This window comes from Chitinibacter tainanensis DSM 15459 (assembly GCF_000429785.1).
In the GTDB taxonomy this organism is placed as follows: Bacteria; Pseudomonadota; Gammaproteobacteria; order Burkholderiales; family Chitinibacteraceae; genus Chitinibacter; species Chitinibacter tainanensis.
Map to the genome: position 1 here is coordinate 291,984 of NZ_AUCN01000009.1, position 25,463 is coordinate 317,446.

Annotated in this window: 25 protein-coding genes; 13 read left to right on the forward strand and 12 right to left on the reverse strand. The window is 52.9% G+C overall.

All coding sequences use genetic code 11. The features are described from left to right. Window positions 1-16 precede the first annotated feature (16 nt). From G482_RS0102535 to G482_RS17020, 5 genes are read left to right on the forward strand one after another with little or no spacing between them, the layout of a single operon-like run. Window positions 17-1,240, forward strand: coding sequence for a glycosyltransferase family 4 protein (locus G482_RS0102535; protein ID WP_028448705.1), 1,224 nt, complete (start codon window positions 17-19; stop codon window positions 1,238-1,240). Between the two features lie 9 nt (window positions 1,241-1,249). Beyond that, window positions 1,250-1,840 (forward strand): sugar transferase, encoded by a 591-nt coding sequence (locus G482_RS0102540; RefSeq protein WP_028448706.1) that lies wholly within the window; start codon window positions 1,250-1,252, stop codon window positions 1,838-1,840. Continuing rightward, entirely contained in the window at window positions 1,840-2,475 is a 636-nt protein-coding gene (locus tag G482_RS0102545) for an acetyltransferase (protein ID WP_028448707.1), read from the forward strand. The genes G482_RS0102540 and G482_RS0102545 overlap by 1 nt, the downstream gene beginning before the upstream one ends. Next, window positions 2,469-3,644 (forward strand): DegT/DnrJ/EryC1/StrS family aminotransferase, encoded by a 1,176-nt coding sequence (locus G482_RS0102550; RefSeq protein WP_028448708.1) that lies wholly within the window; start codon window positions 2,469-2,471, stop codon window positions 3,642-3,644. Before G482_RS0102545 ends, G482_RS0102550 begins: the two co-directional genes overlap by 7 nt. Window positions 3,645-3,659: 15 nt before the next feature. Beyond that, complete coding sequence (locus G482_RS17020) at window positions 3,660-5,558, forward strand: polysaccharide biosynthesis protein (protein ID WP_034618650.1); 1,899 nt, start codon at window positions 3,660-3,662, stop codon at window positions 5,556-5,558. A gap of 102 nt (window positions 5,559-5,660) precedes the next feature. Here the strand turns inward: G482_RS17020 and rng are convergent, their stop codons facing one another. Genes rng through G482_RS0102575 form a run of 4 tightly spaced genes read right to left on the reverse strand, consistent with a single transcriptional unit; the run spans window position 5,661 to window position 11,437 of the window. After that, window positions 5,661-7,112 (reverse strand): ribonuclease G, encoded by a 1,452-nt coding sequence (rng, locus tag G482_RS0102560; RefSeq protein WP_028448709.1) that lies wholly within the window; start codon window positions 7,110-7,112, stop codon window positions 5,661-5,663. Then, on the reverse strand, window positions 7,109-8,134 hold the full coding sequence (holA, locus tag G482_RS0102565) for a DNA polymerase III subunit delta (RefSeq protein ID WP_028448710.1): 1,026 nt from the start codon (window positions 8,132-8,134) through the stop codon (window positions 7,109-7,111). Before holA ends, rng begins: the two co-directional genes overlap by 4 nt. Further along, on the reverse strand, window positions 8,134-8,661 hold the full coding sequence (locus G482_RS0102570; RefSeq protein WP_028448711.1) for an LPS-assembly lipoprotein LptE: 528 nt from the start codon (window positions 8,659-8,661) through the stop codon (window positions 8,134-8,136). The genes holA and G482_RS0102570 overlap by 1 nt, the downstream gene beginning before the upstream one ends. Before the next feature lie 19 nt (window positions 8,662-8,680). Next, window positions 8,681-11,437: a leucine--tRNA ligase gene (locus G482_RS0102575; protein WP_028448712.1), complete on the reverse strand. Its 2,757-nt coding sequence runs from the start codon at window positions 11,435-11,437 to the stop codon at window positions 8,681-8,683. Window positions 11,438-11,611: 174 nt separating this feature from the next. On the opposite strand from G482_RS0102575, the gene G482_RS19365 reads away from it, so the two are divergent. Both G482_RS19365 and G482_RS19370 read left to right on the forward strand, forming a co-directional pair. Then, window positions 11,612-12,217 (forward strand): type II secretion system protein, encoded by a 606-nt coding sequence (locus tag G482_RS19365; RefSeq protein WP_051258665.1) that lies wholly within the window; start codon window positions 11,612-11,614, stop codon window positions 12,215-12,217. Next, on the forward strand, window positions 12,214-12,816 hold the full coding sequence (locus G482_RS19370; RefSeq protein ID WP_051258666.1) for a type II secretion system protein: 603 nt from the start codon (window positions 12,214-12,216) through the stop codon (window positions 12,814-12,816). Before G482_RS19365 ends, G482_RS19370 begins: the two co-directional genes overlap by 4 nt. Before the next feature lie 51 nt (window positions 12,817-12,867). Here the strand turns inward: G482_RS19370 and hda are convergent, their stop codons facing one another. Continuing rightward, complete coding sequence (gene hda, locus G482_RS0102590) at window positions 12,868-13,533, reverse strand: DnaA regulatory inactivator Hda (RefSeq protein WP_028448713.1); 666 nt, start codon at window positions 13,531-13,533, stop codon at window positions 12,868-12,870. Between the two features lie 82 nt (window positions 13,534-13,615). On the opposite strand from hda, the gene purM reads away from it, so the two are divergent. The 4 genes from purM to G482_RS17035 all read left to right on the forward strand — a co-directional run bounded on the left by purM (window position 13,616) and on the right by G482_RS17035 (window position 18,187). After that, window positions 13,616-14,731 carry a phosphoribosylformylglycinamidine cyclo-ligase gene (gene purM, locus G482_RS0102595; RefSeq protein WP_084414430.1) on the forward strand — a complete coding sequence of 372 codons (1,116 nt, stop codon included), beginning with the start codon at window positions 13,616-13,618 and terminating at the stop codon, window positions 14,729-14,731. Between the two features lie 137 nt (window positions 14,732-14,868). Further along, window positions 14,869-15,504, forward strand: a complete 636-nt coding sequence (gene purN, locus G482_RS0102600) for a phosphoribosylglycinamide formyltransferase (protein WP_028448715.1) — start codon at window positions 14,869-14,871, stop codon at window positions 15,502-15,504. Between the two features lie 9 nt (window positions 15,505-15,513). Further along, complete coding sequence (locus tag G482_RS0102605) at window positions 15,514-16,707, forward strand: DUF3108 domain-containing protein (protein ID WP_028448716.1); 1,194 nt, start codon at window positions 15,514-15,516, stop codon at window positions 16,705-16,707. A gap of 127 nt (window positions 16,708-16,834) precedes the next feature. Beyond that, on the forward strand, window positions 16,835-18,187 hold the full coding sequence (locus tag G482_RS17035; RefSeq protein WP_084414431.1) for an RsmB/NOP family class I SAM-dependent RNA methyltransferase: 1,353 nt from the start codon (window positions 16,835-16,837) through the stop codon (window positions 18,185-18,187). An 87-nt stretch (window positions 18,188-18,274) separates the two neighbouring features. Here the strand turns inward: G482_RS17035 and G482_RS0102615 are convergent, their stop codons facing one another. Beyond that, the gene (locus G482_RS0102615) at window positions 18,275-18,694 is read right to left on the reverse strand and encodes a ClpXP protease specificity-enhancing factor (RefSeq protein ID WP_028448717.1); all 420 of its coding nucleotides are present in this window, start codon (window positions 18,692-18,694) and stop codon (window positions 18,275-18,277) included. A gap of 111 nt (window positions 18,695-18,805) precedes the next feature. Further along, window positions 18,806-19,411, reverse strand: a complete 606-nt coding sequence (locus G482_RS0102620; protein WP_028448718.1) for a glutathione S-transferase N-terminal domain-containing protein — start codon at window positions 19,409-19,411, stop codon at window positions 18,806-18,808. A 188-nt stretch (window positions 19,412-19,599) separates the two neighbouring features. On the opposite strand from G482_RS0102620, the gene rnk reads away from it, so the two are divergent. Further along, window positions 19,600-20,046, forward strand: a complete 447-nt coding sequence (rnk, locus tag G482_RS0102625; RefSeq protein ID WP_211227551.1) for a nucleoside diphosphate kinase regulator — start codon at window positions 19,600-19,602, stop codon at window positions 20,044-20,046. A 93-nt stretch (window positions 20,047-20,139) separates the two neighbouring features. On the opposite strand, the gene G482_RS0102630 is transcribed toward rnk, so the two are convergent. The 5 genes from G482_RS0102630 to G482_RS0102650 all read right to left on the reverse strand — a co-directional run bounded on the left by G482_RS0102630 (window position 20,140) and on the right by G482_RS0102650 (window position 24,192). After that, complete coding sequence (locus G482_RS0102630; RefSeq protein ID WP_028448720.1) at window positions 20,140-20,901, reverse strand: cytochrome c1; 762 nt, start codon at window positions 20,899-20,901, stop codon at window positions 20,140-20,142. A gap of 10 nt (window positions 20,902-20,911) precedes the next feature. Further along, window positions 20,912-22,270, reverse strand: coding sequence for a cytochrome b (locus tag G482_RS0102635; RefSeq protein ID WP_028448721.1), 1,359 nt, complete (start codon window positions 22,268-22,270; stop codon window positions 20,912-20,914). Window positions 22,271-22,282: 12 nt separating this feature from the next. Next, on the reverse strand, window positions 22,283-22,867 hold the full coding sequence (gene petA, locus G482_RS0102640; RefSeq protein WP_028448722.1) for a ubiquinol-cytochrome c reductase iron-sulfur subunit: 585 nt from the start codon (window positions 22,865-22,867) through the stop codon (window positions 22,283-22,285). Window positions 22,868-22,996: 129 nt separating this feature from the next. Next, window positions 22,997-23,443: a hypothetical protein gene (locus G482_RS0102645; protein ID WP_028448723.1), complete on the reverse strand. Its 447-nt coding sequence runs from the start codon at window positions 23,441-23,443 to the stop codon at window positions 22,997-22,999. Then, window positions 23,440-24,192: a Nif3-like dinuclear metal center hexameric protein gene (locus G482_RS0102650; RefSeq protein WP_211227552.1), complete on the reverse strand. Its 753-nt coding sequence runs from the start codon at window positions 24,190-24,192 to the stop codon at window positions 23,440-23,442. The genes G482_RS0102645 and G482_RS0102650 overlap by 4 nt, the downstream gene beginning before the upstream one ends. Before the next feature lie 15 nt (window positions 24,193-24,207). Here G482_RS0102650 and G482_RS0102655 point away from each other — a divergent pair, with 15 nt between their 5' ends. Then, entirely contained in the window at window positions 24,208-25,362 is a 1,155-nt protein-coding gene (locus G482_RS0102655; protein WP_028448725.1) for a Do family serine endopeptidase, read from the forward strand. The last annotated feature ends 101 nt before the right edge of the window (window positions 25,363-25,463 follow it).

Genomic DNA, 25,463 nt, shown 5'->3' on the forward strand with positions numbered 1-25,463 from the left:
TTAAAAAGTTTATGTTGTGAGAATATTAATTATAACGCAATGGTTTGATCCTGAGCCTACATTTAAAGGCCTGGTGTTTGCACGTGCTCTTCAAGCAAAAGGTCATAACGTCGAAGTTATTACTGGTTTTCCAAATTATCCGGGTGGTAAAGTGTATGCGGGATACCAGATTAAATGGCGTCAGGTTGAGATGATTGATGGGATTCGAATAAATCGCGTTCCTTTATATCCTAGTCATGATGGTTCTGCGTTAAAACGAATTTTTAATTATGCTAGTTTTGCAATTAGCTCATGCTTATATGGCATTTTTGGAGTTCGTAAGCCGGATGTGGTCTATGTCTATCATCCTCCGCTAACGGTGGGCTTGTCAGCTTCTATCGTATCATTGTTCCGCCGTGTGCCCTTTATCTATGATATTCAAGATTTATGGCCCGATACGTTGGCTGCGACCGGAATGATTAATAACCAACGAGCTCTGTCGATTGTTTCGTCGCTTTGTAGCTTTGTTTATAAATCAGCAGCGAAACTGGTTGTGCTGGCACCAGGGTTCAAAGAAAAATTGATTGAGCGTGGAGTGGCTCCTGATAAAATAGAGCTTATTTATAACTGGTGCGATGAACAGGCTTTGCAGGGTATTGATCTAGGGAATCTGCACGATATTAGATCAAATGGACGATTTAATATTGTTTTTGCTGGGAATATGGGCAAGGCACAAGGTTTGGATTCTGTACTGGATGCTGCGAAATTAGTGTTGTCCGAGGCTCCACAAGTATTGCTAGTTATGGTGGGTGGTGGTCTTGAGGTTACGCGACTTAAAAAACGTGCAGAAGATGAAAAAATCACCAATATTATTTTTCTACCGCAAATGCCGATGAGTCAAATTGGCCGAGTGTTGGCGGCTGCTGATGTGTTGCTAGTTCACCTAAAAGATGATCCTTTATTTTCAATTACAGTTCCATCTAAAACGCAGGCCTATTTGGCGGCTGGCAAACCTATTTTGATGGCTGTTAGAGGTGATGCGGCTGATTTAGTTTGTGAGGCTCAAGCTGGAATATGCGTGTCCCCGGAAGATGTTAAGGCAATAGCGCAGACTTTTGTTGATTTCTCGAAGAAATCAAAGGATGAATTGTCAAAAATGGGCTTAAATGGTGCTTTTTTTTACCAGCAGAATTTGTCTCTAGAGGTTGGTTGCAGGAAATTTATTGATGTTTTTGAAAACGTTCTAGAGAAGAACTCTTAAGGTGTATTGATGAAACGTTTATTTGATGTTGTAGTTTCGCTAGCCGTTTTATTACTGATTTGGCCCGTGCTATTGGTGCTAATTTTTTTGATTCGATTCAAGCTGGGCGTCCCTGTTTTTTTTACTCAGGAGCGCCCCGGATTGCATGCTAAGCCATTTCGAATGGTGAAATTTCGTACCATGACCGATGAAAAAGATAGCGCTGGCAATTTGTTACCCGATGAAGTGCGTCTGACACGTTTTGGTCAGTTGCTGCGTTCAACGAGCCTCGATGAATTGCCTGAACTTTGGAATGTTCTCAAAGGTGAAATGAGTCTGGTAGGGCCACGCCCCTTGCTGATGGAGTATCTGCCACTGTATTCAACAGAACAGGCGCGTCGTCATGATGTCCGCCCTGGCGTTACTGGTTGGGCTCAGGTGAATGGTCGAAATGCTATTAGCTGGGAGCAGAAATTTCAATTTGATGTTTGGTATGTTGAGCAGCAATCATTCTGGCTTGATATGAAGATTCTATTTTTAACTGTTAAGAAAGTCTTAATTCGTGATGGTATTAGTGCAGAAAATCATATAACAGCTGAGAAATTCAGGGGTAATGACTAATGAAGCGTTTGGCAATTCTAGGTGCTAGTGGTCATGGGAAAGTAATTGCTGATACTGCCTTACTTTCTGGATGGGAGGAAGTGATTTTTTTTGACGATATGTGGCCTGACAAAAAGAAGAATGGGCGCTGGTCAATTATCGGTGATGCTCAAGCTCTCATTCATCATAAAATAGATTTCGACGCTGCAATCGTTGCTGTGGGTAACAATTCTGTCCGGCTCGATAAAACCCTATGGCTGAAAAGTCATGATATACCGTTAGCGACAATAATACATCCCTCCGCTGTGCTTAGCCCTTATGTCCGTCTGGGGTATGGCTCTGTAGTTTTGGCGAATGCTGTTGTTCAGATCGATACGGTTTTGGGCATTGCATCATTGATCAACACTTCTGCGTCCGTCGATCATGATTGTGTTTTGGAAGATGGTGTCCACATTTGTCCTGGGGCGCGCTTAGCGGGCGGAGTACGTGTTGGTTCGAAAAGTTGGATTGGTATTGGCTCTAGTGTTAAGCAATCGATCCAAATTGGTGCCAATGTAACTGTTGGTGCTGGGGCTGCTGTTATTACTGATATTTCAGATTCTGTTACTGTGGCGGGTGTGCCCGCGCGCAATTTAGCTTGTGAGAATAAATGTTAAATACTCAATTAACTCCTTGGCCTAGTTTCTCCAATGAAGAAGCTGATGCAGTCCGATCCGTATTATTATCAAACAGGGTTAATTACTGGACCGGTTCTGAATGCCGCGAATTTGAAAAAGAATTTGCGGCATGGTGTGAGGCTGAGTACGCAATTGCCTTGGCTAATGGCACATTAGCTCTGGATGTGGCCCTCAAAGCGTTAGGCATTGGGCCGGGCGACGATGTAGTAGTTACGTCGCGCACATTTTTGGCGTCAGCTAGCGCTATTGTGACTGCAGGTGCAAACCCAGTGTTTGCAGATGTAGATGCAGATAGTCAGAATATTACTGCAGAAACAATTCGCGCAGTGCTATCACCAAATACAAAGGCGATTATTTGCGTCCATCTAGCGGGGTGGCCTTGTGAGATGGACGAGATCATGGCCTTGGCGCAGGAAAAAGGTCTGTATGTGATCGAAGACTGCGCTCAGGCGCATGGTGCGAAATATAAATGTCGTCCTGTGGGCTCAATAGGACACATTGCGGCATGGTCATTCTGTCAGGACAAAATCATGACGACCGGCGGCGAGGGCGGCATGGTCACCACGAATGACGAACAGCTTTGGCGAAAAATGTGGTCTTATAAAGATCATGGTAAATCTTGGGAGGCTGTTTATGAACGTCAGCATCCGCCAGGGTTCAGATGGGTGCACGATTCATTTGGTACCAACTGGCGCATGATGGAAATGCAGGCGGTTATTGGCCGGATTCAGCTTCGTCGTATGGCTGATTGGACAGAAAAACGTCAGGCAAATGCTGAAAAGATTGATCAAAATGTGAAAGAGTTTTCGTGCATCCGTATTCCTGCAATTCCCGACCATATTCACCATGCGCAATACAAGCATTATTTGTTTGTTGAGCCTGCTCAATTGAAAGAGGGCTGGTCGCGTGATCGGATCATTGACGCACTTACCGCTTTGGGCGTGCCTTGTTATCAGGGCTCGTGTTCAGAGGTTTATTTGGAGCGCGCATTTGACGGTACGCCTTGGCGGCCGAAGCAACGACTTGAAGTTGCCCGCCAGCTAGGCGAGACCAGCTTAATGTTTTTGGTGCATCCAACTTTGACTGATGTCGATATGGATTTGGTTTGCAATGGACTCCATGCAGTTTTAAATCAAGCGACACTTTAGGGCGCTAGTAATTCCATGATTCGCCGTCTTTCATATTTGCCACGTACAACGAAAAGCCTAATTATCCTGGCAGCCGACTTTGTATTACTTCCCGCAGCATTATGGGCATCGATCGCATTGCGTATGGATGATTGGATTTATCCACGGCAATTTGCATGGTGGCTTTTTTTGTTGCCATCAGTAATTGCCACTCCTATTTTTATTCGCCTAGGCTTATATCGTGCGGTAATTCGATATATTGAAGATAAGGCTGTTGTTACTATTGCTAGTGCGGTTTCATTGGCGACGTTGATATTTATAACAGCATTGCAACTATTTCAAGTAACCGGGGTTCCACGTGGATCTTTATTGATTTTCTGGTTGCTTGCAATGGCCATTATTATCAGCAGTCGTTTTGTGGCTAGAGCGATATTGCGACGTTTAGCACCACTATCAACGGATAGAAAATCTGTTTTGATTTACGGTGCCGGTAGCGCGGGTAGGCAACTGGCTGTGGCGCTGCGTACTGGTCAGGAATTTGAGCCAGTTGGTTTTGTGGATGATTCGCGCGATCAGCAAGGTTTACAGATTGGCGGCTTGCGTGTTTTTAGTAATTCTGAAATGATCGATTTGATTGCAGCTGGTAATATTCAGCAGATATTACTGGCGATCCCATCTGCTCCACGGGCTAGGCAAATTGAACTTGTGAATCAGCTTGAGCCATTAGCGGTTGAAGTCCGAATTTTGCCTGGTATGGCCGATCTCGTGAGTGGTGAAGTACGCTTGGCAGATGCTCGTGAAGTTGGGGTTGATGAGTTGTTAGGACGTGAGCCTGTGCCACCCAATAAAGCTCTTTTGGCTCGTAATATTTTTGGCAAAGTGGTTATGGTTACAGGTGCTGGTGGTTCTATCGGCTCCGAGCTTTGTCGACAAATTATCCGCAATCAGCCGATAGCCTTGGTTTTGTATGAATTATCTGAGTTTGCTCTGTATTCAATTGAGCAAGAATTAAATCTGGTCATTCGTGACCAAAAGCTACCGATAGCTATCCATCCCGTATTGGGTTCTGTGCAAAATGGTATGCGCCTGGCGGCAATCATGGCTCGTTACGAGGTGCAAACTGTCTATCATGCTGCTGCATACAAACATGTACCGCTAGTTGAGTTCAATATCACAGAGGGCATTTTAAACAATGCGTTCGGCACTCGCTCATCTGCAGCCGCGGCTATTGAAGCTGGTGTCGAATCTTTTGTGCTGATTTCCACGGATAAGGCCGTACGCCCTACCAATGTGATGGGTGCAAGCAAACGAATGGCCGAGCTTGCATTGCAGGCATATGCCCAAGACCCCACGGTTAAAACACGCTTCAGTATGGTACGTTTCGGTAATGTGCTGGGCTCGAGTGGCTCGGTTGTACCCCTATTTCGTAAGCAGATTGCAGCTGGCGGCCCGGTTAAAGTCACTCACCCCGAAATTAATCGTTTTTTTATGACTATTCCAGAAGCATCCCAGTTGGTAATTCAAGCCGGTGCAATGGGGGGCAATGGCGAGGTTTTTGTACTGGATATGGGGCAGCCGGTCAAAATTGTTGACTTAGCTCGCCGTATGATTCACTTGAGTGGTTACCGGGTCAAAGACGAGAGCAATCCCAACGGTGATATCGCGATTGAATTTTCCGGTTTGCGTCCCGGTGAAAAACTCTATGAAGAACTGCTGATTGGTGACAATGTTAGTGGTACAGAGCATCCGCGGATTATGAAGGCCAATGAGGGGTGCTTGACAATGGATGAATTGGAGCAAGTCACTGCCGAGTTAGCGATTGCGTGCACAAATAATGACTCACGTAAAATCATCGAAATTTTGCAGCAATGCGTCTCTGGTTTTAAACCAGATCAAGCAGTACGCGATCACTTGTGTGAGTTTGCCGAGCACTAATAGCTAGGGTATCGCCTTGCAGTCCTTATAGAATATTGCTTTCGGGTAAATACCCTCTGGTTCTAGGGGCTGCAGGCAATAGCATTGAGGCTGGTTAACCGATCAAACTAGTACCACATCAAATTGCTCTTGCGAGTAAGCCGATTCAACCTGCAGGTAAATCGGCTTACCGATGAAGTCGACTAACTGCGCTAGGTTCGCAGATTCCTCATCTAAAAACATATCAATCACCGACTGCGCGGCCAAAATGCGGTATTCGCTGGCGTTAAATTGCCGTGCTTCACGCAAGATCTCGCGCAGAATCTCATAGCAAATTGTTTGCGGGGTTTTGACTTCACCGCGACCTTGGCAGGTGGGGCAGGGCTCACAGAGGACGTGCGCGAGTGATTCGCGTGTACGCTTTCGGGTGATTTCCACGAGGCCTAGGCTGGTAAATTGGCTAACCGTGATCTTGGTGCGATCGCGTTCTAACGCTTTTTTCAGTTCATCCAGCACCGCAGCTTTGTGGTTTTCATTATCCATGTCGATGAAATCGACAATGATAATGCCGCCTAAATTGCGTAGACGCAACTGCCGAGCGATAACTTGCGTGGCTTCCAGATTGGTTTTGAAGATGGTGTCATCAAACGAGCGTGTACCAACAAAGCCGCCGGTATTCACATCAATAGTGGTCATTGCTTCGGTTTGATCGATGATCAAATAGCCACCAAATTTCAAATTCACGCGGCGGCTTAAGGCGCGTTCAATTTCGGCTTCTACGCCATACAATTCAAATAAGGGCCGATCTCCGCTGTAATGCTGAATTTTCGGCAGTACATCGACCACGAAGCGTTCGGCAAATTGTCTCATGCGGGCGAAATTTTCGCGGCTATCGACGTGCACTGTTTCGATATTGTCGGTCACCATATCGCGCAATACGCGCAGTTGCAGTGATAAATCCTGAAACAGGAGCGAGCGGGCCGGTTTGGTTTGGCTGCTTTGGCGGATATCGGCCCAAATCAGGTTCAGATAATCGATATCAGCTTGCAATTCTTCATTGCTGGCGTGATCGGCATTGGTTCGGATGATGTAGCCGCCGTGCTGTTCGGGCAACATGGCTTCAAGGCGTTTGCGCAGCTGATCGCGCTCGGCATCATCACCAATCCGCTGCGAAATTCCGATGTGATTATCCTGCGGCAGAAACACCAAAAAACGCCCGGCGATGCTGATTTGTGTTGAGAGGCGGGCGCCTTTGCTGCCGATGGGGTCTTTGATTACTTGGACCATCACGGCTTGGCCTTCGTGCAGAATACGCTCGATGCGCTGCGGCTCATTCGGGTGCTGGCGTTGTTCAATCACATCGGCAATATGCAAAAATGCGGCCCGCTCGAGGCCGATTTCGATAAACGCGCTTTGCATACCGGGCAACACCCGCTTTACCAGACCCAGATAAATATTCCCCACCAGGCCACGATGTGCGGTGCGCTCGATATGAATATCCTGCACGACACCATCTTCAATGGTGGCGACACGGGTTTCTTGCGGGGTGATATTAACGAGGATCTGTTCTTTCATAGGCCACGAGGAGCAAGTTGCGGGTTGATCAGGAGGAGGGCGAGGCGGTTGAGTTCGGCCCAAATATCACCCTCGCCGATGCCTTTGATTAAGGCATCGAGCTGGCGAGCCAGCTGCAGGGCGGCTTTCAGGCGTTTGGCGTTTACGCGGCTGGCGGCGCCTTCAATAAGGCGTTGTTTATTACCCCAGATGCGCAGCTCTTTGGTGAGCTGTGCGGCGGGTACCCCGCGCGAACGACCTTGGGCAAATTTATACAAAGTACGGGTTTCTTCGGCTAGCGCCCATAACACTAAAACGGGAGACTCGCCTTCAGCACGTAGGCCATCGAGCATGTGGCAGACGCGCTGGGCATCACCGGTTAGCACGGCTTCACCCAAGCTAAACACATCATAGCGAGCGACATTGGCAACGGCGGCTTCCAGCTCGGCGAGCTGTAATTCGCCCTTGGGGTGTAAGAGGCCAAGCTTCTGGATTTCTTGGTGCGCAGCCAGCAAATTACCTTCTACCCGATCCACCAGCCAATCCATCGCGCTGGCGCTTAAAGATTGACCTTGTTGCTGTAGGCGTTGGCGTATCCAGTCGGGCAGCTGCTGGCGCTCTATGGCCTTGGCCTCAACCACTACCCCGGCCTTGGCCAAAGCCTGCATCCATTTGCTATTGAGCGCAGTTTTGTCGAGCTTGGGTAAGGTAATAATGGTAAGTATGTCGCTGGAGAGATTACTGGCAAAGGCTTCTAGCGCTTTACCCCCCTCGGCTCCGGGTTTGCCATTGGGAATGCGCAGCTCAAGCAGTCGCAATTCGGCAAACAGCGACATGCTCGCCCTGCTGGTACTGAGCTGGCTCCATTGAAAGTGTGCGGCGTTTTCAACGGTAAGTACTTCGCGCTCGTGATAGCCGGCGGTGCGTGCGGCGTCGCGAATGGCTTGTGCGGCCTCTAGCGCCAGCAAAGATTCATCACCATGAATGACATACAGCGGGGCTAGGCCCCGCTGCAATGCTTTGCCCAGTTCATCCGGGCGCATTATTGCCCCGCAGCGCTGGCCGTGCTGGCGGCTGTGGCCTGCTGAGCTTTTGCCGCTGCGGCAATCCGGCGCACGATCTGGGCGGCGGCATCACGCTGCATTTCCTTGTATAGCCGTGCCTCTTCGCTTTCTTTAGACAGGACGCTGTTTTCATCCCAGCTGATATTGCGCTGCAAGGTCAGTGGCACATCATCCAGCAGTGGCTCGCCCTTTTGGTTGGCGCTAAAGCGCACGCGGTAGAACAGGCGATATTCCGACACCTGCCCCGAATTGTTGACGCTCAGTACCTGGCGATCGGCACTTTCGTTCAGGATTTGTACGCTTAATTCCGGCTGGTTGCGGGTTACGGTGATTTGCATCAGCTGGAATTGCCGCGTGAGCTCTTGGCTGGCAGCACCTTCACCCACTACCTGCGCGGTGGTAAAGCTCAGTTTGGCCGCCGGGCCTTGCCCGCGCAAATGAAAGCCACATGCCACCAGCAAGGTGCTGAGCAAGGTGAGCAATAAGGTGCGCAGGGTAAGGGTCATGGCGGTGTCCTGTAGGAGCTTAAGCAACAATATTTACCAGACGGCCTGGTACGATGATGACTTTCTTCGGTGCGGCGCCGGCCAGGTGTTTTTGCACCTGCTCTTCGGCGAGCGCTGCCGCCTCGATGACGTCTTTGCTGGCGTCGGCGGCAACGTGGATTTCACCGCGCAGCTTGCCGTTAATTTGCACCATCAGCTTGATTTCATCTTGCGTCAACGCATCGGCTGCTGGCTCAGGCCAGGCTGCCGTCGCGATTTCGCCACCGTAGTTGAGTTCATTCCACAGCGTATGCGCAATGTGCGGCGCGGCCGGGTAAATCGCGCGGAGCAAAATGCCAAAGCATTCGCGTACGACTGCCGCATTGTTACCCTTGTAGCCTTCCAGCGCATTCAGCAACTTCATCACGCCCGAAACCACGGTGTTGTACTGCAGACGTTCGTAGTCGAGGTTGATTTGTTTGAGCGTGTTATGAACTTCAAAACGCAGCGCTTTGTCGTCTTTGCTCAGATCCAGGCCTTGCAGGGTATCGGCTGCAGACTGAATAGCTGCAACGTGTTTAAAGCCATACCCCCACAGTCGGCGCAGGTAGCGGTACGCACCTTCCACACCGCTATCCGACCACGCTGCGCTTTGCTCTGGTGGGCCAGCAAACATCGTGAACAGGCGCGCGGTATCGGCGCCAAATTTCTCGATAATGTCTTTCGGCTCAACCACGTTGTTTTTCGATTTCGACATCTTCTCGATGCCGCCCATGATCACCGGCTGACCGTCTTCAACCGCAATCGCCGCAATCGGGCGACCTTTGTCGTCGTGCTGCACTTGCACTTCGGCTGGGTAGAACCAGCGTTTTTTGCCGCTTGCGTCTTCGCGATAGTAACAATCGCGCAGCAACATGCCTTGGGTAAACAGGTTTTTGAATGGTTCGCCGAAATTGATCAGGCCCGCATCGCGCATCGCCTTAGTCCAGAAGCGCGCGTACAGCAAGTGCAAGACAGCGTGCTCGATCCCGCCGATGTATTGGTCCATGCCGCCAGCAGTTTCACCGGCCGTGCCCATCCAATAAGCCGTGCCGTCGCCAACCATCGCGTCGCTCAATTTCGGGTCGCAATAGCGCATGAAATACCAGCTCGAATCAACGAAGGTATCCATTGTGTCGGTTTCGCGTTTCGCTGGCGCGCCACATTTCGGGCAGTCTACGTTCAGGAAATCTTCGCGGTGCTTCAGTGGATTGCCCGAGCCGTCTGGAATGCAGTCGGTTGGCAATACCACCGGCAGCTGCTCGTACGGTACCGGTACATCGCCGCAGCAATCGCAGTGGATAATCGGGATTGGCGTGCCCCAGTAGCGTTGACGGGAAATACCCCAGTCGCGCAGACGCCAGGTGGTTTTCTTCTCGCCAGCCTGTTTGGCGGATAAATCGGCTGCTACGGCATCGACGGCGGCTTTGTAGCTCAAACCATCGTACTTGCCTGAGTTGATACAAATGCCATCTTTTTCAGTGTAAGCATTACGCAAATATGCTGTTGCAAATCCAGCTAAGTCTGATTGAGCCGCAGTGCTTTCTTGGGCAATAAATAGTTTATTTACTGCGTCCAAATTCTGGGGAATTGGCTGATCCCATCCATGAGTATTAGAAAGCTGTACCCATTCCCTAGCTGCATTTGGAGAGGCAACTACATACTTAATCGGAATATTATATTTAATCGCAAATTCGTAATCGCGTTCGTCGTGCGCAGGCACCGCCATCACCGCGCCATCGCCGTAGCCCATCAAGACGTAGTTACCGATCCACACTTCCACTTGCGCGCCAGTCAGCGGGTGAGTCACGAATAGGCCGGTCGATACACCCACTTTCTCCTGGGTGGCCAGTTCAGCTTCGGTCGTACCGCCTTTTTTACATTCTTCGATGAAGGCAGCCAGTTCTGGTTTCAATTCTGCAGCGCGTGTCGCCAGCGGGTGCTCAGCCGCCACGGCACAGAAGGTCACGCCCATAATGGTGTCGGCACGCGTGGTGAACACGTACAGCTTGCCGTTTTGCACCAAGTTGCCGTTAGCGTCTTTGATGTCGTGATTGAAGGCGAAGCGCACACCTTCCGATTTACCGATCCAGTTGCGCTGCATGGCGCGCACCATGTCCGGCCAGCCTTCCAGCGTATCGATGTCGTTCAGTAGCTCGTCAGCGTATTTGGTGATTGCGAAGTAGTAACCCGGGATTTCGCGCTTTTCCACAATCGCGCCCGAACGCCAGCCGCGACCATCCACCACTTGTTCGTTGGCGAGTACGGTTTGGTCAACCGGATCCCAGTTCACGATCTGGGTTTTTTTGTACGCAGTGCCGTTTTCCAGCATTTTCAAGAAGAACCACTGGTTCCACTTGTAGTAATCCGGATCGCAAGTGGCGATTTCGCGTGACCAGTCGAACGCCAAGCCCAGTGGCTTCATTTGCGACTTCATGTCGTCGATATTGGCGTAAGTCCATTCCGCTGGTGATTTTTTGTAGGCAATCGCCGCGTTTTCCGCGGGCAGACCAAACGCATCCCAGCCCATTGGCATCAGTACATTAAAGCCTTTCATCCGCAGATGACGCGCCAGCATGTCGTTGATGGTGTAGTTGCGCACGTGACCCATGTGCAGCTTGCCCGAAGGGTAGGGCAGCATCGAGCAGGCATAGTATTTCGGGCGGCTGGTATCTTCGGTCACTTCAAACGCGCGGGTAGATTCCCAATGCGCCTGGGCGGCGGCTTCGACGGAAAGCGGGGCGTACTGTTCTTGCATGATCGGCACTGAGTCAAATGAGGCAAAAACGCGATTATACCTGAGCTCAGCCGCCATCGCGGCGCTGATGTGCGCAAAGTGCGGCCAGCACGATGTCGCTGGGCTTGCAATGCGCGCAAGCCCTTGCCTAGACTGAGTAAATCGCAGCCCCGCTGTGCCCCGCAAGGAGTAGCAATGCAACCTGCTTCCCGACAAACCGGTTTTACCCTGGTTGAGCTGGCGATCGTGCTGGTGATTATTGGGCTGATTCTGGGGATGGCTTTTAAAGGTAAAGACCTGATCGACGGTGCCAAAGTGAAAAATATGCAGGCGCAATACAACAAGATCGTCGCCGGTTTTAATATCTACTACGAAAAATACGGCGCATACCCTGGCGATGGCTGTGCGACGGCCCCAGCGGCCGGCGCGACTACCTGCCCGGCGACCGGGCGCAATGGCTTGATTAATGGTGCGACCGAAAGCGCCGCCGCCATGACCTTGCTGATGAACACCAATATCCTCACCAGCGCGGATGTGCGTAGTGTATTTGGTCAGGATTGGGTGATTTCGGATGCGGCCACCACGCAAACCGGCTACGCCAGCAATACCAACTACCTCACACTCACCAGCACCGCCACCGCAGCTGCCGATGTGCGCTTTGTCTGTGCGCTGGATCGTCTGATGGATGATGGGGTTAATAGCAGCGGTATCGTGCGCAGCGCTGGGCAAAACTACACCGCCACCGATGATTGCTGGGCGCTGTCTGGCCAAGTGTCGATCGGGATTCGGGTGTTGCCATGAGGCGCGCAGAGCAGGGCTTTACATTGGTTGAGCTGGCGATCGTGCTGGTGATCATCGGGCTGATTTTGGGGATGGCCTTTAAGGGCAAAGACCTGATCGATGGCGCCAAAGTGAAAAACATGCAGGCGCAATACAATAAGATCGTCAGCGGTATTAATATTTTTTACGAAAAATATGGTTTTTACCCCGGTGATGGTTGCCCCAGCGCCACGCCCGCCACCGTGGCCGCCTGTAATGGCAGCCGCAATGGGCAGATTGAAAACGGCAATGAAGCGGCGGCGTTTTGGGTGTTGCTGATTGATGTGACCAATATCTTGCAAAGCGCGGATCGACGCAGTGTGCTGGGGCAGGATTGGACAGTCTGGAATCGCTCGGGTGGGCTCTGGCTCGATTTTGCTGGCGCGGCCAATGCCGATATGCGCTTTATCTGTGCTCTGGATAAATTAATGGATGATGGCGATGCCAATACTGGCGTGGTGCGCGATGGTGATCCTGCCACGACCGCGCCGTATGCTTCCAGCAGTAATAGCTATACCGCTACCACCGATTGTTGGGCGCTGAGCGGGCAGGCGAATGTACTGATGAAGGTGATGCCCTAGGGGTATAGGTCAGAAACCCATCAATGGCTTTGCGCTAAGGCCAATACCTGCCTAGGTATTGGCCCTTAAACTTTCGCGCAGCAAGGGTAGTGTGACTGGTTTTTGCTTGGATAGCGCCAATTGGTTGAGCGCTTCGAGCTGGGTATACAGATTGGGTAGCGAGCGATCCACGTGCTTGAGCAAATACTCGGCCAGCTCGCGCGGTAGCTCAAAGCCCAGATGCCGCGCGCGACGTTGCAGCGCGCCCAGTTTGTCATCATCAGACAGTGATCTGAGCTGGTAAACCAGCCCCCAGCCCAGGCGGGTGGTGAGATCATCGCGCAAGGGCAGTAGCATTGGCGGCAAAGTGCCGCTGGCCAAGATGCGGCCCGTGCCTTCACGCAGGGTATTGTAATGATCAAACAGCGTAATCTGCTGCTCGGTATCAAGGCTTTCTACATTATCGACCAAGAGCGCGGCGTGACTTTCCAGCGTTTGCGGCAGCATCTCCTCGCGGGCATTCACCTGATACACCGGCATGCCGGCCGGCAGGCGTGCCGCGCTGGCCGCAAGCAGATGGCTTTTGCCTGCATCGGCCTCGCCCCAGATATACAGCGCCCGTACTTCACCATTGGCCCACTCGCCCAGCTGAAAGAGCAGCTCGGCGTTATCGCCGCGCACGAAATCATCAAAAGTGCGCGGAGCTGGGGGTAAAAAGTCGAGAATCAGTTGCTTCATCGGGGCCACTGGGCGGTTTTGCCGGTTTTTCAGTCTCTGGAGTGCGAAAAGGGGGAAGTCGTTTGGCGCTAAATGCGATAAAATGCCGTGTTTAGCAGATCTGGCGCTTATTTTACCGCACAGCGCCGCCCACTACGAGGCCTTTCCCGTGAGCGACCAAAATCTCAAGCAAAGTCTGAGCTACCGCGATGCCGGTGTTGACATCGATGCCGGTGACCAGCTGGTTGAAAACATTAAACCTTTTGCCAAACGCACCATGCGCCCTGAAGTACTTGGCGGCATTGGCGGTTTTGGTGCTTTGGTTGAAATCAGCAAGAAATACCAAGAGCCCGTGCTGGTTTCTGGTACGGATGGTGTGGGCACCAAGCTCAAACTGGCGTTCGAACTGAACCGCCACGATACCGTGGGTATCGATCTGGTGGGCATGAGCGTAAACGATATTCTGGTGCAAGGCGCCGAGCCATTGTTCTTCCTCGATTACTTTGCCTGCGGCAAGCTGGATGTACCAAGCGCGACCGAAGTGATCAAAGGCATTGCCGCTGGTTGCGAGCAGGCCGGTTGTGCGCTGATCGGTGGTGAAACCGCCGAAATGCCCGGCATGTATCCGGAAGGTGAATATGACCTCGCTGGCTTTGCCGTGGGCGTGGTAGAAAAGAGCAAAGTGATCACTGGCCGCGAAATCCAGCCGGGTGATGTGGTGTTGGGTCTGGCCTCGAATGGCGCCCATTCCAATGGTTACTCGCTGATTCGCAAGATTCTGAGCTTGGGTAAAGTTGATTTCAACGCCGAATTTGATGGTGGCCTTTCACTGTCGGATGTGGTGATGGCACCAACGCGCATTTATGTGAAGCCACTGCTGAAACTGATGCAAACGCTGACGGTCAAAGGCATGGCCCATATTACTGGCGGCGGCATTACCGAAAACGTACCGCGCGTTTTGCCTGAGAACGTAGTGGCGCAAATCGATGCGGCGAGCTGGACCATGCCAAAGCTGTTCCAGTGGTTGCAGGCAGAAGGCAATGTGGCACAGCAAGAAATGTATCGCACCTTCAACTGTGGCGTAGGCATGGTAGTGATTGTGGCGGCGGCCGATGCGGCTGCGGCAACGGCGCTGTTGCAAGCCGAAGGTGAAACGGTTTACCAGCTGGGCCAGATCCGTGCCCGCACTGGTGACGAGCACCAAACGCAAGTAGCCTAAGCGACACGGCGCATCAGCCCGGGGCGAGGTCGCAGACCTCGCTCTTTGTTTTTGTGCGGGATGATTTCCCTCTTGGGGTATGTCCCGCTAGCTCTTTGATAATAAGCCTTTTAAGGCAATACCCCACTGGATATGGCATGAAGAATGTAGTCATTCTGATCTCTGGCCGCGGCAGCAATATGCAGGCGATTGTGAATGCACAAATCGCCGGCGCACGGATTGCCGCTGTGATCTCTAATCGCCCCGATGCGGCGGGCTTAGCCTGGGCGGCTGAGCGCGGGATTACCACCGCGGCGCTGGATCATAAGCAATTTGCTGATCGCGAAAGCTTTGATCAGGCACTGGCGCAACTGATTGATAGCTACGAGCCCGATCTGGTCGTGCTGGCCGGGTTTATGCGCATTTTGAGTGCTGGTTTTGTGGCGCACTACGCTCAGCGGCTGATTAATGTGCATCCGTCTTTGTTGCCGGCTTTTACCGGCCTGAATACCCATCAGCGGGCGCTGGATGAGGGCGTGAAACTCGCCGGTTGCACTGTGCATTTTGTGACAGCCGAGCTGGATCATGGCCCGATTATCGCCCAAGCCGCTGTGCCGGTGCTGGCCGACGACACTGCCGAAAGTTTGGCGGCGCGCATTTTGGTGCAAGAGCACCAACTTTACCCACAAGCCGTAGCGTGGTTTGTAGCCGATGCCCTGCAGGTTGAGGCGGGCAAAGTGCATTTACTGACGCCGGCGCGCGCCGATCAGGCGCTGCGTTCGCCGGCGGTGTAAGGGGAGAGCATGGCGCGCTGGCCACGGTTTCTTGCTTGGGCTTTATTGGCCTCGGTGCTGTTGCACCTCGGTACGCTCTTGGCGCAGCCACTGTATGACTGGTGGCTGCACCGTGATGCCCCGCCACTGAAAGTACAGCAAACCAAGCGCCAGCTGCAAGCACAGGCATTGGAAGATAGCCTGACGGGCAGTGCGAGCAAGGTGAAACCGGCCGAGCAACAGCAGGTGTATCTCGCTAGCCCATCGCTGCCTGTGCAGCCAGTGAAGAAGGCTGCGCCAGCGCCCAAGGCTGTGGCCAGTCAAGCGGCTAAGAAAACGGTAGCGAGCAAGGTAGCGCAGGAATCTGCTTCGCAAGTGGCGGCGCTAACAGCATCGAGCGCCAGTCGGGCCAGTAGTGTGGCCAGTGCGGTGCTGGCCAGCAGTACTGCTAGTGCTCCGTTGAGCCTCGTGGCCAGTGAAGCTGCCAGTAGCCCAGCCAAGCTGGCGATGGGCCAAGGTGCCAGCCGCGCCAGCAAGGCGAGCACTGCGGCCACGCAGATTAATCATCAAGCGGCCAAGCGCTTTCCGCGCGAGGTGCTGATTGAATACCGCTATGCGGTAATGAATGCCTTTTTGCACTGGAAGCTGGCTGATGGCCGCTATGATCTGGAGCTGAAGGTTTTTCCGGTTGGCATTCGCTATGTCAGCCGTGGCCGCATAGGCAAGGCCGGTGTGATGCCGGAGTATTTTGCCGATCTTTCCAATGGCCCGGATAAACCGAAAAACTCGGTGGAGTTTAACTGGGAGACCATGGAGGCCACCATTACCAATAAAGGTCAGGTAACGATCGAGCCTTTTGAAGCCGGTGATCAGGATGTGATGTCAGCGGGCTTGCATCTGGCTTTGATGGGCGGTGGACAGGCCCAGTATGGCATGGCGATGTTTACCGGTAAAAAGCGCTATCCCGATGTGCACTTTGCAGTAAAAGGGGAAGCGCAAATCCGGGTTGGCCAACAAGACCTCACCGCCGTGCTGCTGGCGGCGGACAACAAGGCCAATCATGCGGATTTCTGGCTGGCTCCCGATTGGCATAACCTGCCGGTACGGATGCAGATCTATACCGAAAAGTATGGCCGCTTTGACCTCACGGCCTACAATCTAACTCTGGACGGCAAGAAGGTGCTGGAGTGGGTTGACCCGAATAAATCCGGGATGCGCCGCTAGGCGCGTCCCAAAAATTAACAAGGACTGCGCCGCTAGGCGTATCCAAACTAATTAACCAGGTCTGCGCCGTAAGCGCGTCCAAAACGAATAACAAGGCCTGCGCCGCAGGCTGGTGAAGAGAGTGAATATGACCCCCAAGCAATTATCGGCCACGCTGGATATCCTCAATAGCGCACTGGGCTTTACCGCCCCGGCGGATGCTGTGGTATCGCGACATTTTCGCGAGAATAAAGACCTTGGCCACAAAGATCGCGCCATCATTGCCGAAACCGTGTTTGGCATGTTGCGCCATTTGCCGCAGCTGGAATGGCTGGCGGGCGGCGAAGCGGGCAAATTGCCCAGCACGCGTGAATTGCTGCTGGCCTACTTCACCCGGATCAAACACCTGAACGTGCGCGAATTGCCGCCGGTGTTTACCGATGAGGACAAAACCCGCGCCGGCCAAATGAAGGGTATGGCGTTGCGAGACGCACCGCTGAACGTCCGTGCGGCTATACCCCAATGGCTGGTCGATACGCTGGTGGCGGAAGGGCAGAATGAGGCCGCAATTCTGGCGCTGGGCCAGGCCATGCTGCAAGCTGCGCCACTGGATATCCGCGTGAATAGCATCAAGGCCAAACGCGACGCCGTCGCGGCTGAATTAAAAGCCGCTGGCGACATCAATACCACGCCAACCCCGTATTCGCCATGGGGCCTGCGCGTTGATGGTAAGCCCGCTATCAATAAATACAAATGCTTTATCGAAGGCCGCGTGGAAGTGCAGGATGAAGGCAGCCAGTTGCTCGGGCTTTTGTGCGGCGCGAAACGCGGCCAGATGGTGGCGGATTTTTGTGCCGGCGCAGGGGGTAAAACCTTGCTATTGGGCGCGATGATGCAAAACACGGGCCGCCTGTATGCCTTTGATGTGTCGGAAAAGCGCTTGGCCAATCTGAAGCCGCGGCTGGCGCGCTCGGGTCTCTCGAATGTGAATCCGCAGCTGATCGCCTCGGAAAACGATCAAAAGATCAAACGCCTGGCCGGTAAAATGGATGTGGTGCTGGTGGATTCACCATGCTCGGGCATGGGCACACTGCGCCGCAATCCTGATCTGAAAATGCGTCAAAACGCCACGAGTGTGCAGGAGCTGAATGCCAAGCAGCGCAGTATTTTGCAATCGGCGGCACGGCTGGTGAAGCATGGTGGCCGGCTGGTGTATGCCACTTGCAGTTTCCTGCAAAGTGAAAACCAAGCCATTGTGGAAGCCTTTCTGGCACAAAATCCAGATTTTGAATTGCTGGATGCGCGCGAGGTGCTCAGTAAAGAGCGCGTGACGATCGAGCTGCCCGATCAGTATCTGCAGCTGATGCCGCATCTGCACAATACCGATGCCTTCTTTGCTGCAGTCCTGCAGCGCGTCAGTGCCGAGCGGGCGGCGGCCAAAGAAGCCGGGGCGATGTTGTCGGCAGAGGATGAGGTGGCTGCTGAGGCTGATGAAGCCTAAGGGTGGTGCTGGCTGCGTACATCCAGCCTAGTAGTGCAAATAAAAAACCGCGCGTGGCGCGGTTTTTTTATGGCGATTGAAGCCGGCTTATTTCACCACCCGCAATTGCGGACGGCCACTTGGACGTGGCGGCGGATCTTGCGGTGGCGGCTCGCTGCCAGATTCGGGGGCGCTTTCTGGCTCGCCTTGTGCATCGCCTTCATATTCAAAGCCCATGCCTTCGCCGTTTTCGCGCGAGAAGATGGAAATTACGGCACCAACTGGAATCGCGATATCGCGAGAAATGCCATTAAATCGCGCCGAGAAGCTGATGAAATCATTGGCAATGGTGAGATTGCGGCAGGCGTTATAGCTGATATTCAGCACGATTTCGCCGTTTTTCACGTATTCCATCGGCACTTGCATTTTGCCGCGCACGGCCACCACCAAATAAGGGGTAAAGCCTTGGTCGGAACACCATTCATGAATCGCGCGAATCAGGTACGGTTTGGTCGAAACAGTCTGCATCGTAGTCGGCCCCGCAAAAGTAAATGTACTCAATCAATTGTATCAGGCTGGCATTAAATTGCTGTAATGCGCATCCGCTAAAAAAAAGCCCCGTTGCCGGGGCTTGCCTGCTTATTTGCGCATGGCCTTTTCATTGGCGGTCAGCGATTCGATAAATGCTTCACGGCTAAATAGACGCTCGGCATATTTCATCACTGGAATCAGGCCCTTGGTAACTTCGATGCCGTAGTGCTCAAAGCGCCACAGCAGTGGGGCAATTGCCACATCCAGCATCGAGAATTCTTCACCCAGAATGTATTTTTGCTTGGTGAAGATCGGCGCGATTTGGGTCAGGTTGTCGCGGATAGCGGTGCGTGCGGCTTCCAGCTGGGCTTTCTTCGCAGTGCTGTCTTCCAGCGTTTTGACATGGATAAACAGCTCACGCTCCAGATTGAACAGCATCAGGCGGGCGCGGGCTCGCATCACTGGATCAGCTGGCATCAGTTGTGGGTGAGGGAAGCGCTCATCGATGTATTCATTGATGATGTTGGATTCATACAACTGCAGATCACGCTCTACCAGCACAGGCACTTCATTGTACGGATTCATGATCGCCAGATCTTCCGGCTTGCTGTGAATATCCACGTCGAGGATTTCAAAATCCATGCCTTTTTCAAACAGCACAATGCGGCAGCGGTGGCTAAACGGGCAAGAAGTGCCGGAATAAAGCTTCATCATAAGGCGGGAACCCTCGGGCTGATTAATTTAACAGCAGCATTTTACCGTTATTGCACTGCGATCTCCAGAAATAGATGCTTAAGTAAATGATTTATAAATAAAAATTTAAGTTTTGGTTGGCTGGCAAGGTAAATATGACCACGCAGGCTTTGGAACATCCATCTGCGCTAAAGATCTAATGAGATACGATGGTTGTGCAAAAAAAGGAAGGCAAAATGCAACAGGCCGATTTACCCCCGATTCTGGTTTCCACCCTTGATTATGAGCGTCTCTCTACATTAATTGCCCGTACGCCAGCGGCGCAATTTCCTGGTGCGGCCGCTTTGGAAAAAGAGCTGGAGCGGGCCACCTTGCTCAGCCCAGAGGCCATGCCAGCGTCAGTAGTCACGATGCATTCCACCGTGAAATTTGCCATGCAGCCCAGTGGCGAGGAATTTGCGCTCACTTTGTGTTATCCGCACGAAACGGCGGGCGATGCTGGCAAGATTGCGATTACCGCGCCGATGGGCAGTGCGCTGCTGGGCTTGTCGGTAGGGCAGAGTATTCATTGGCCGACCCCGGGCCGCCAGCAAGTGGCGGTGACGGTACTCGATGTAATTTGGCAGCCAGAAGCCAATGGCCAGCTGACGATGTAATGCTTGAGTGGGGCGATTTGTGGTTAAGCCCAACAATGGATAGGCAATAAAAAAGGGCGGTGAAATCACCGCCCTTTTTGCTGGCCGCTGTGCTTAGTGCACGTCGCGCCAGTATTCTTTTTTCAGCAAGTAGGTCACTGGAATCAGGAACAAGATCAGGAACAGCAATACGCCATAACCGATTTGTTCACGTTTCACCTGCGCTGGCTCGGCCATATACGACAGGTAGTTCACCAGATCGGCCACGCGCGTATCGTACTCGTGGTTATCAAACTGGCCGTTTTCACCGCCACGGGTGAGCAGGCCTGGTTTAACCAGTTTCAGGGTTTTCTCGGCGTGTGGGCCTTCGCCTTTCACTTCCAGTACCTGTTCGCCTTGCAGCTCCCACAGTACGTGTGGCATACCGACTTTGTCGAATACCAGATTGTTCCAGCCGGTAGGGCGGGTATCATCACGGTAGAAAGTACGCAGATAGGTGTACAGCCAGTCTGCACCGCGTGAGCGGGCGATCAAGCTCAGATCAGGTGGTGTAGCACCAAACCAAACTTTGCCATCTTTCGCAGCCATGGCCACGCGCATCTGATCACCCACTTTTTCGGTGGTGAACATCAGATTGCTTTTGATTTGCGCTTCAGTCAGGCCCAGATCTTGCAGACGGTTGTAACGCATCACCGCTGCACCATGACATGACAGACAGTAGTTTACAAAAGTTTGCGCACCACGCTGAATGCTCTCGGCATTGCTTGGGTCAATCGGCGCTTTGTCCAGATGGACGCCTTCGCCGCCAGCAGCTAATGCGTTACCACCCAATGCCAGTGCAGCAAAAGCGAGCAGGCTAGTGATTGTTTTTTTCATGGCCTTCCCCTTATACCAAGCTGCCGAACAGATACGCACCGCCAACAGCCAACGCCACGTAGACAAAGAACATCATTTTTTGCTTGCCAGTTGAGAATGTCACACGCTCAGGTACTGGTGCGCATGGTTTCTCGTTTTTGGTGTAGAACGGCATGCCCAGGAAGAACGCGAAGTACACCACGCTCAAAATCTGCGAAATGATCGTGCGGGTATCGGTTGCTGGTTTCGCCCCCAGAATGCCCAAGCCGATGAAGGCGATAATGAACAATACCAGCATGACTTTGAAGCTAGTTGGACGATAGCGCACCGATTTGATCGGCGAGCGATCCAGCCATGGCAGGAAGGCGATCAGGACTACCGCGGCACCCATGCCCAATACACCCCAAACTTGTGTGCCCAAGAACGATGGGATCGCACGCAGAATGGCGTAGAACGGTGTGAAGTACCATACCGGCGCAATGTGCGGTGGGGTTTTCAGCGCGTCTGCTGGATCAAAGTTAGGATGCTCAAGGAAGAAGCCGCCCATCTCTGGTGCAAAGAACAAGATGCCGCAGAACACTGCCAAGAACACCGCAACACCCAATATGTCTTTCACGGTGTAGTAAGGGTGGAAGGCAATACCATCCACTGGAATGTGGGTGATAGGGTCTTTGTTTTTCTTGATTTCCACGCCATCTGGGTTGTTTGAACCCACTTCGTGCAGTGCCACCAAGTGCGCAACCACCAAGCCAAGCAGCACTAGCGGTACGGCAATTACGTGCAGAGCAAAGAAGCGGTTCAGCGTGGCATCAGAGACTACGAAGTCACCACGGATCAACACTGACAGATCTGGACCAATCACTGGGATAGAAGCGAACAGATTCACAATCACCTGTGCACCCCAGAATGACATTTGGCCCCAAGGCAGCAGGTAACCCAGGAAAGCTTCGGCCATCAAGATCAGGAAGATCAGTGTGCCGAATACCCATACCAATTCACGTGGCTTTTTGTATGAACCGTAAATCAAACCACGGAACATATGCAGGTACACCACCACGAAGAACATCGATGCGCCGGTGGAGTGCATATAGCGGATGATCCAGCCGCCGGCCACATCACGCATGATGTATTCCACTGAGGCAAAAGCCACAGAGATATTAGTACCAGGAATCAGATTGCCATCTGGTTTGTAATTCATGGTCAGGAAAATGCCGGTAACGATCTGGATAACCAGAACCAGCATCGCCAGTGAACCGAAGAAGTACCAGAAGTTAAAATTCTTTGGGGCGTAATATTCGGAAACGTGTGCTTTGAATGTGCTGGTGAGCGGGAAACGCTCATCAACCCAATTCAGTACCTTTTCCGGTAATGCTTGCTGTTGATTGCTCATGACCTAGCCTCTTTATTTGTCTTCGCCGACCAGAATGGTGGTGTCGGAAAGGTATTTATGCGGCGGGATAACCAAGTTGATTGGCGCTGGTACACCGGAGAACACACGGCCAGCGAGGTCGAACTTGGAGCCATGACAGGGGCAATAGAAGCCACCAACCCAATCCGGACCCAGATCAGCTGGGGCAAGATCAGGGCGGAAGGTTGGCGAACAGCCCAGGTGCGTACATACTCCGGTGGCCACCCAGATTTCCGGCTTGATCGAGCGGGTTGGGTTTTTACAGTATTCAGGCTGATCACTGGCTTCTGATTTCGGATCGAGCAGCTTCGGATCGTTTTTGGCCAGATTTTTCAACATTTCGGGGGTGCGGTTCACCACCCAAACTGGCTTGCCACGCCATTCAACGGTGATTTTCTGGCCAGCTTCCAGCTTGCTGACATCTACTTCCACCGGCGCACCGGCGGCTTTCGCCCGCTCGGAAGGGAAGAAGCTAGCGACGAACGGAGTGGCTACCCCGGCGGTCGCCACTGCGCCCACTGCGCTGGAGGCGATCACCAAAAACCGCCGCTTGCTATTATCTATTTGCTGCTCACTCATAACCCAATCCCTGATTTGTAGGAACGCAATATCGTAAACCGCCAAATTCTACCCGAAAGCAGGCGGGAACTTAAAGCTTTCTCGGGCGTCTTAGCGGGCCATTCACGAAATAAAGTACACTTTGCGGTGTTACTTGCCGGTATAGCGGGCGAATTCTTCGTTTAATTTGTCTTGCACATGCGCGGTTATTTCTTCGACCTTCTCATTTTTAGTCGATGGATAACTGATTTGGTAGACGCGCGCCGCAAGAAGCCAGCCTTGCTGGGTTTGCGTCAGGGTGTAGTGCATCCGGGCCTCGGTCGGAATATTGGCTTTGGGGACTTTGGCGCTGAATTCCAGCTCATTCGCCGTTCTCACTTTCAGCTGCATGCCCTTGCTTTGGCGAAAGCGGATAATGTCTTCCATGATGGCTTTGCTGCTGCGGCCACTAATGACCATCCCTTGCACTTGCGGCGCCGGCGTAGCAGCTGGTTTGGGTGGGCTTACGGGGGCAACGGGCGTGGTACCGCAGGCCGCCAGCAATAGTGGCGCCAGTAGGAGCCGAGCTCTGAGCAAAATCGTATGCACTACACTCATACCGGATTATCCAATTCAAGATGGGTAACTTGCAGTGCCCATTCCGTCGCCAGATGTTCGCCCAAGGCTTGCACGCCAAAGCGCTCGGTGGCGTGATGGCCTGCCGCAATATAGGCCACGCCGCTTTCCTGCGCGAGATGGGTGACAAATTCCGAAGCTTCGCCGGTGATAAAACAATCAATGTCCAGATTGCTCGCTTCGCGGAAATAGCTCTGTGCGCCGCCCGTGCACCAGGCCACTTTATGAATTGGCTTGCGCGGATCACCCAGCGCGAGTGCCGGGCGCTGAAGTTGCAGCCCAATATGCTGGCTCAGTGTCTCCAGCGACATCGGCACCGGCAGTTCGCCCAAGAGGCCCAAATCTTGCTCGCCAAATTGTCCGGTTACGCGCAGCCCCAGTTTTTTGGCCAGTTGTGCGTTATTGCCGAGCTCTGGGTGTGCATCCAGCGGCAAATGATAGGCCAGGAGGTTCAAGTCATGTGCGAGCAATTTGCCAATGCGCAGTTTTTTGGTGCGGGTAATGGTGGGGTCTTCACCTTTCCAGAAATAACCATGATGCACCAACAAGGTATCGGCGCCGCATGCAATCGCCGCATCAATCGCTGCGGCCGAAGCTGTAACCGCCGTGGCGATGTGGGCCACTTCGCTATTTCCCTCGACTTGTAAGCCATTGGGGGCGTAATCTTTGAAGCGCGCAACTGCAAGCAGTTGTCCGATATAATTTTCCAGTTCTTGACGTTGGATAGGCATAAAGAAGTTCGGACTATGAAAAAACTTTGGCTTATTTTCGCACAAACCACCACGATCGGCCTGGCAATCTGGTTCTTGCTCACGCTGCTTAAACCTGAATGGCGGATGCCGAACATGGCGCCGGCCCCGGTTGTGACGGTGAAAGAGTCGCAAGCCCCCGCCTCGGCGCCGGCTGAGCTCTCGTATAGCCTGGCAGCCAAAAAGGCCAAACCGTCGGTGGTGAATATCTTTACCTCGCAGCAGGCACGCCCCTCGCGCAATCCTTGGCTGAACGACCCACTGTTTCGCCGCTTTTTTGGCGATCGCCTGCCGCAAGGGGAGGACGCGCAGCGCCCATCCAGTTTGGGTTCGGGGGTGTTGGTGTCTGAGCAAGGCTATATCGTGACCAATAATCACGTAGTCGACGCGGCCGACCAGATCGAGGTGGCGCTGGCCGATGGCCGCACGGCCACCGCCAAGCTGATTGGTAGCGATCCGGATACCGATATCGCGGTGATTAAAATTGATTTGCCGAATTTGCCGGCCATCAGCTTTGCCGATGTCGATAAGGTAGAAATCGGCGACGTGGTATTGGCGATTGGCAACCCCTTCGGCGTCGGCCAGACCGTCACGATGGGGATCATTTCGGCGCTGGGGCGTTCGGAATTGGGCATCAATACCTTTGAAAACTTCATCCAGACCGATGCGGCGATTAATCCGGGCAACTCCGGCGGGGCTTTGGTCGATACGCGCGGTAATCTACTCGGGATTAACACCGCGATCTACTCGAAAACCGGCGGCTCGTTGGGGATTGGGTTTGCCATTCCGGCTACGACGGTGAAGCAGATTATGGAGGCGCTGATCAAAGAGGGCAGCGTGACCCGTGGCTGGCTAGGGGTAGAAGTGCAGGATGTCACGCCTGAGCTGGCGGCCTCATTCCAGTTGCCAACGGCCAAAGGCGCACTGATTGCCGGTGTGGTGCGTAGTGGCCCGGCGGCCAAAGCTGGCATCCGCCCGGGCGATGTGCTGCTGTCGATCAATGGTAAAGAAGTCGCAAATTCCGCCAAGATGCTCGACATTATTTCGGCGCTGAAACCCGAACAAAGCGTGCCGGTGTTGGTGGTTCGCGATGGGCAGCAGGTGGAGCTGAAAGCCGAGGTGGGTAAACGGCCGAAGTTTAACCGCCAGTAATGGTGGCTGATGTTGGTGCTTGCCTGGAGTGAGGTGGCGCCACAGCAAAACGGGAGCCAAGGCTCCCGTTTTTTTATTGTCTAACTGGGGTATATTTTTGC

Excerpts from the sequence above, each read along its gene's own strand:
- purM (WP_084414430.1), top strand. The coding sequence starts at position 13,616 with ATGCCGTGTTTAGCAGATCTGGCGCTTATTTTACCGCACAGCGCCGCC.
- holA (WP_028448710.1), bottom strand. The coding sequence starts at position 8,134 with ATGCGCCCGGATGAACTGGGCAAAGCATTGCAGCGGGGCCTAGCCCCG.
- G482_RS0102635 (WP_028448721.1), bottom strand. The coding sequence starts at position 22,270 with ATGAGCAATCAACAGCAAGCATTACCGGAAAAGGTACTGAATTGGGTT.
- G482_RS0102630 (WP_028448720.1), bottom strand. The coding sequence starts at position 20,901 with ATGAAAAAAACAATCACTAGCCTGCTCGCTTTTGCTGCACTGGCATTG.
- G482_RS0102620 (WP_028448718.1), bottom strand. The coding sequence starts at position 19,411 with ATGATGAAGCTTTATTCCGGCACTTCTTGCCCGTTTAGCCACCGCTGC.
- petA (WP_028448722.1), bottom strand. The coding sequence starts at position 22,867 with ATGAGTGAGCAGCAAATAGATAATAGCAAGCGGCGGTTTTTGGTGATC.
- G482_RS0102605 (WP_028448716.1), top strand. The coding sequence starts at position 15,514 with ATGGCGCGCTGGCCACGGTTTCTTGCTTGGGCTTTATTGGCCTCGGTG.
- G482_RS0102545 (WP_028448707.1), top strand. The coding sequence starts at position 1,840 with ATGAAGCGTTTGGCAATTCTAGGTGCTAGTGGTCATGGGAAAGTAATT.
- G482_RS19365 (WP_051258665.1), top strand. The coding sequence starts at position 11,612 with ATGCAACCTGCTTCCCGACAAACCGGTTTTACCCTGGTTGAGCTGGCG.
- G482_RS0102575 (WP_028448712.1), bottom strand. The coding sequence starts at position 11,437 with ATGCAAGAACAGTACGCCCCGCTTTCCGTCGAAGCCGCCGCCCAGGCG.
- purN (WP_028448715.1), top strand. The coding sequence starts at position 14,869 with ATGAAGAATGTAGTCATTCTGATCTCTGGCCGCGGCAGCAATATGCAG.
- G482_RS17035 (WP_084414431.1), top strand. The coding sequence starts at position 16,835 with ATGACCCCCAAGCAATTATCGGCCACGCTGGATATCCTCAATAGCGCA.
- G482_RS17020 (WP_034618650.1), top strand. The coding sequence starts at position 3,660 with ATGATTCGCCGTCTTTCATATTTGCCACGTACAACGAAAAGCCTAATT.
- hda (WP_028448713.1), bottom strand. The coding sequence starts at position 13,533 with ATGAAGCAACTGATTCTCGACTTTTTACCCCCAGCTCCGCGCACTTTT.
- G482_RS0102655 (WP_028448725.1), top strand. The coding sequence starts at position 24,208 with ATGAAAAAACTTTGGCTTATTTTCGCACAAACCACCACGATCGGCCTG.
- G482_RS0102540 (WP_028448706.1), top strand. The coding sequence starts at position 1,250 with ATGAAACGTTTATTTGATGTTGTAGTTTCGCTAGCCGTTTTATTACTG.
- G482_RS0102550 (WP_028448708.1), top strand. The coding sequence starts at position 2,469 with ATGTTAAATACTCAATTAACTCCTTGGCCTAGTTTCTCCAATGAAGAA.
- rnk (WP_211227551.1), top strand. The coding sequence starts at position 19,600 with ATGGTTGTGCAAAAAAAGGAAGGCAAAATGCAACAGGCCGATTTACCC.
- G482_RS0102615 (WP_028448717.1), bottom strand. The coding sequence starts at position 18,694 with ATGCAGACTGTTTCGACCAAACCGTACCTGATTCGCGCGATTCATGAA.
- G482_RS0102570 (WP_028448711.1), bottom strand. The coding sequence starts at position 8,661 with ATGACCCTTACCCTGCGCACCTTATTGCTCACCTTGCTCAGCACCTTG.
- G482_RS19370 (WP_051258666.1), top strand. The coding sequence starts at position 12,214 with ATGAGGCGCGCAGAGCAGGGCTTTACATTGGTTGAGCTGGCGATCGTG.
- G482_RS0102650 (WP_211227552.1), bottom strand. The coding sequence starts at position 24,192 with ATGCCTATCCAACGTCAAGAACTGGAAAATTATATCGGACAACTGCTT.
- rng (WP_028448709.1), bottom strand. The coding sequence starts at position 7,112 with ATGAAAGAACAGATCCTCGTTAATATCACCCCGCAAGAAACCCGTGTC.
- G482_RS0102645 (WP_028448723.1), bottom strand. The coding sequence starts at position 23,443 with ATGAGTGTAGTGCATACGATTTTGCTCAGAGCTCGGCTCCTACTGGCG.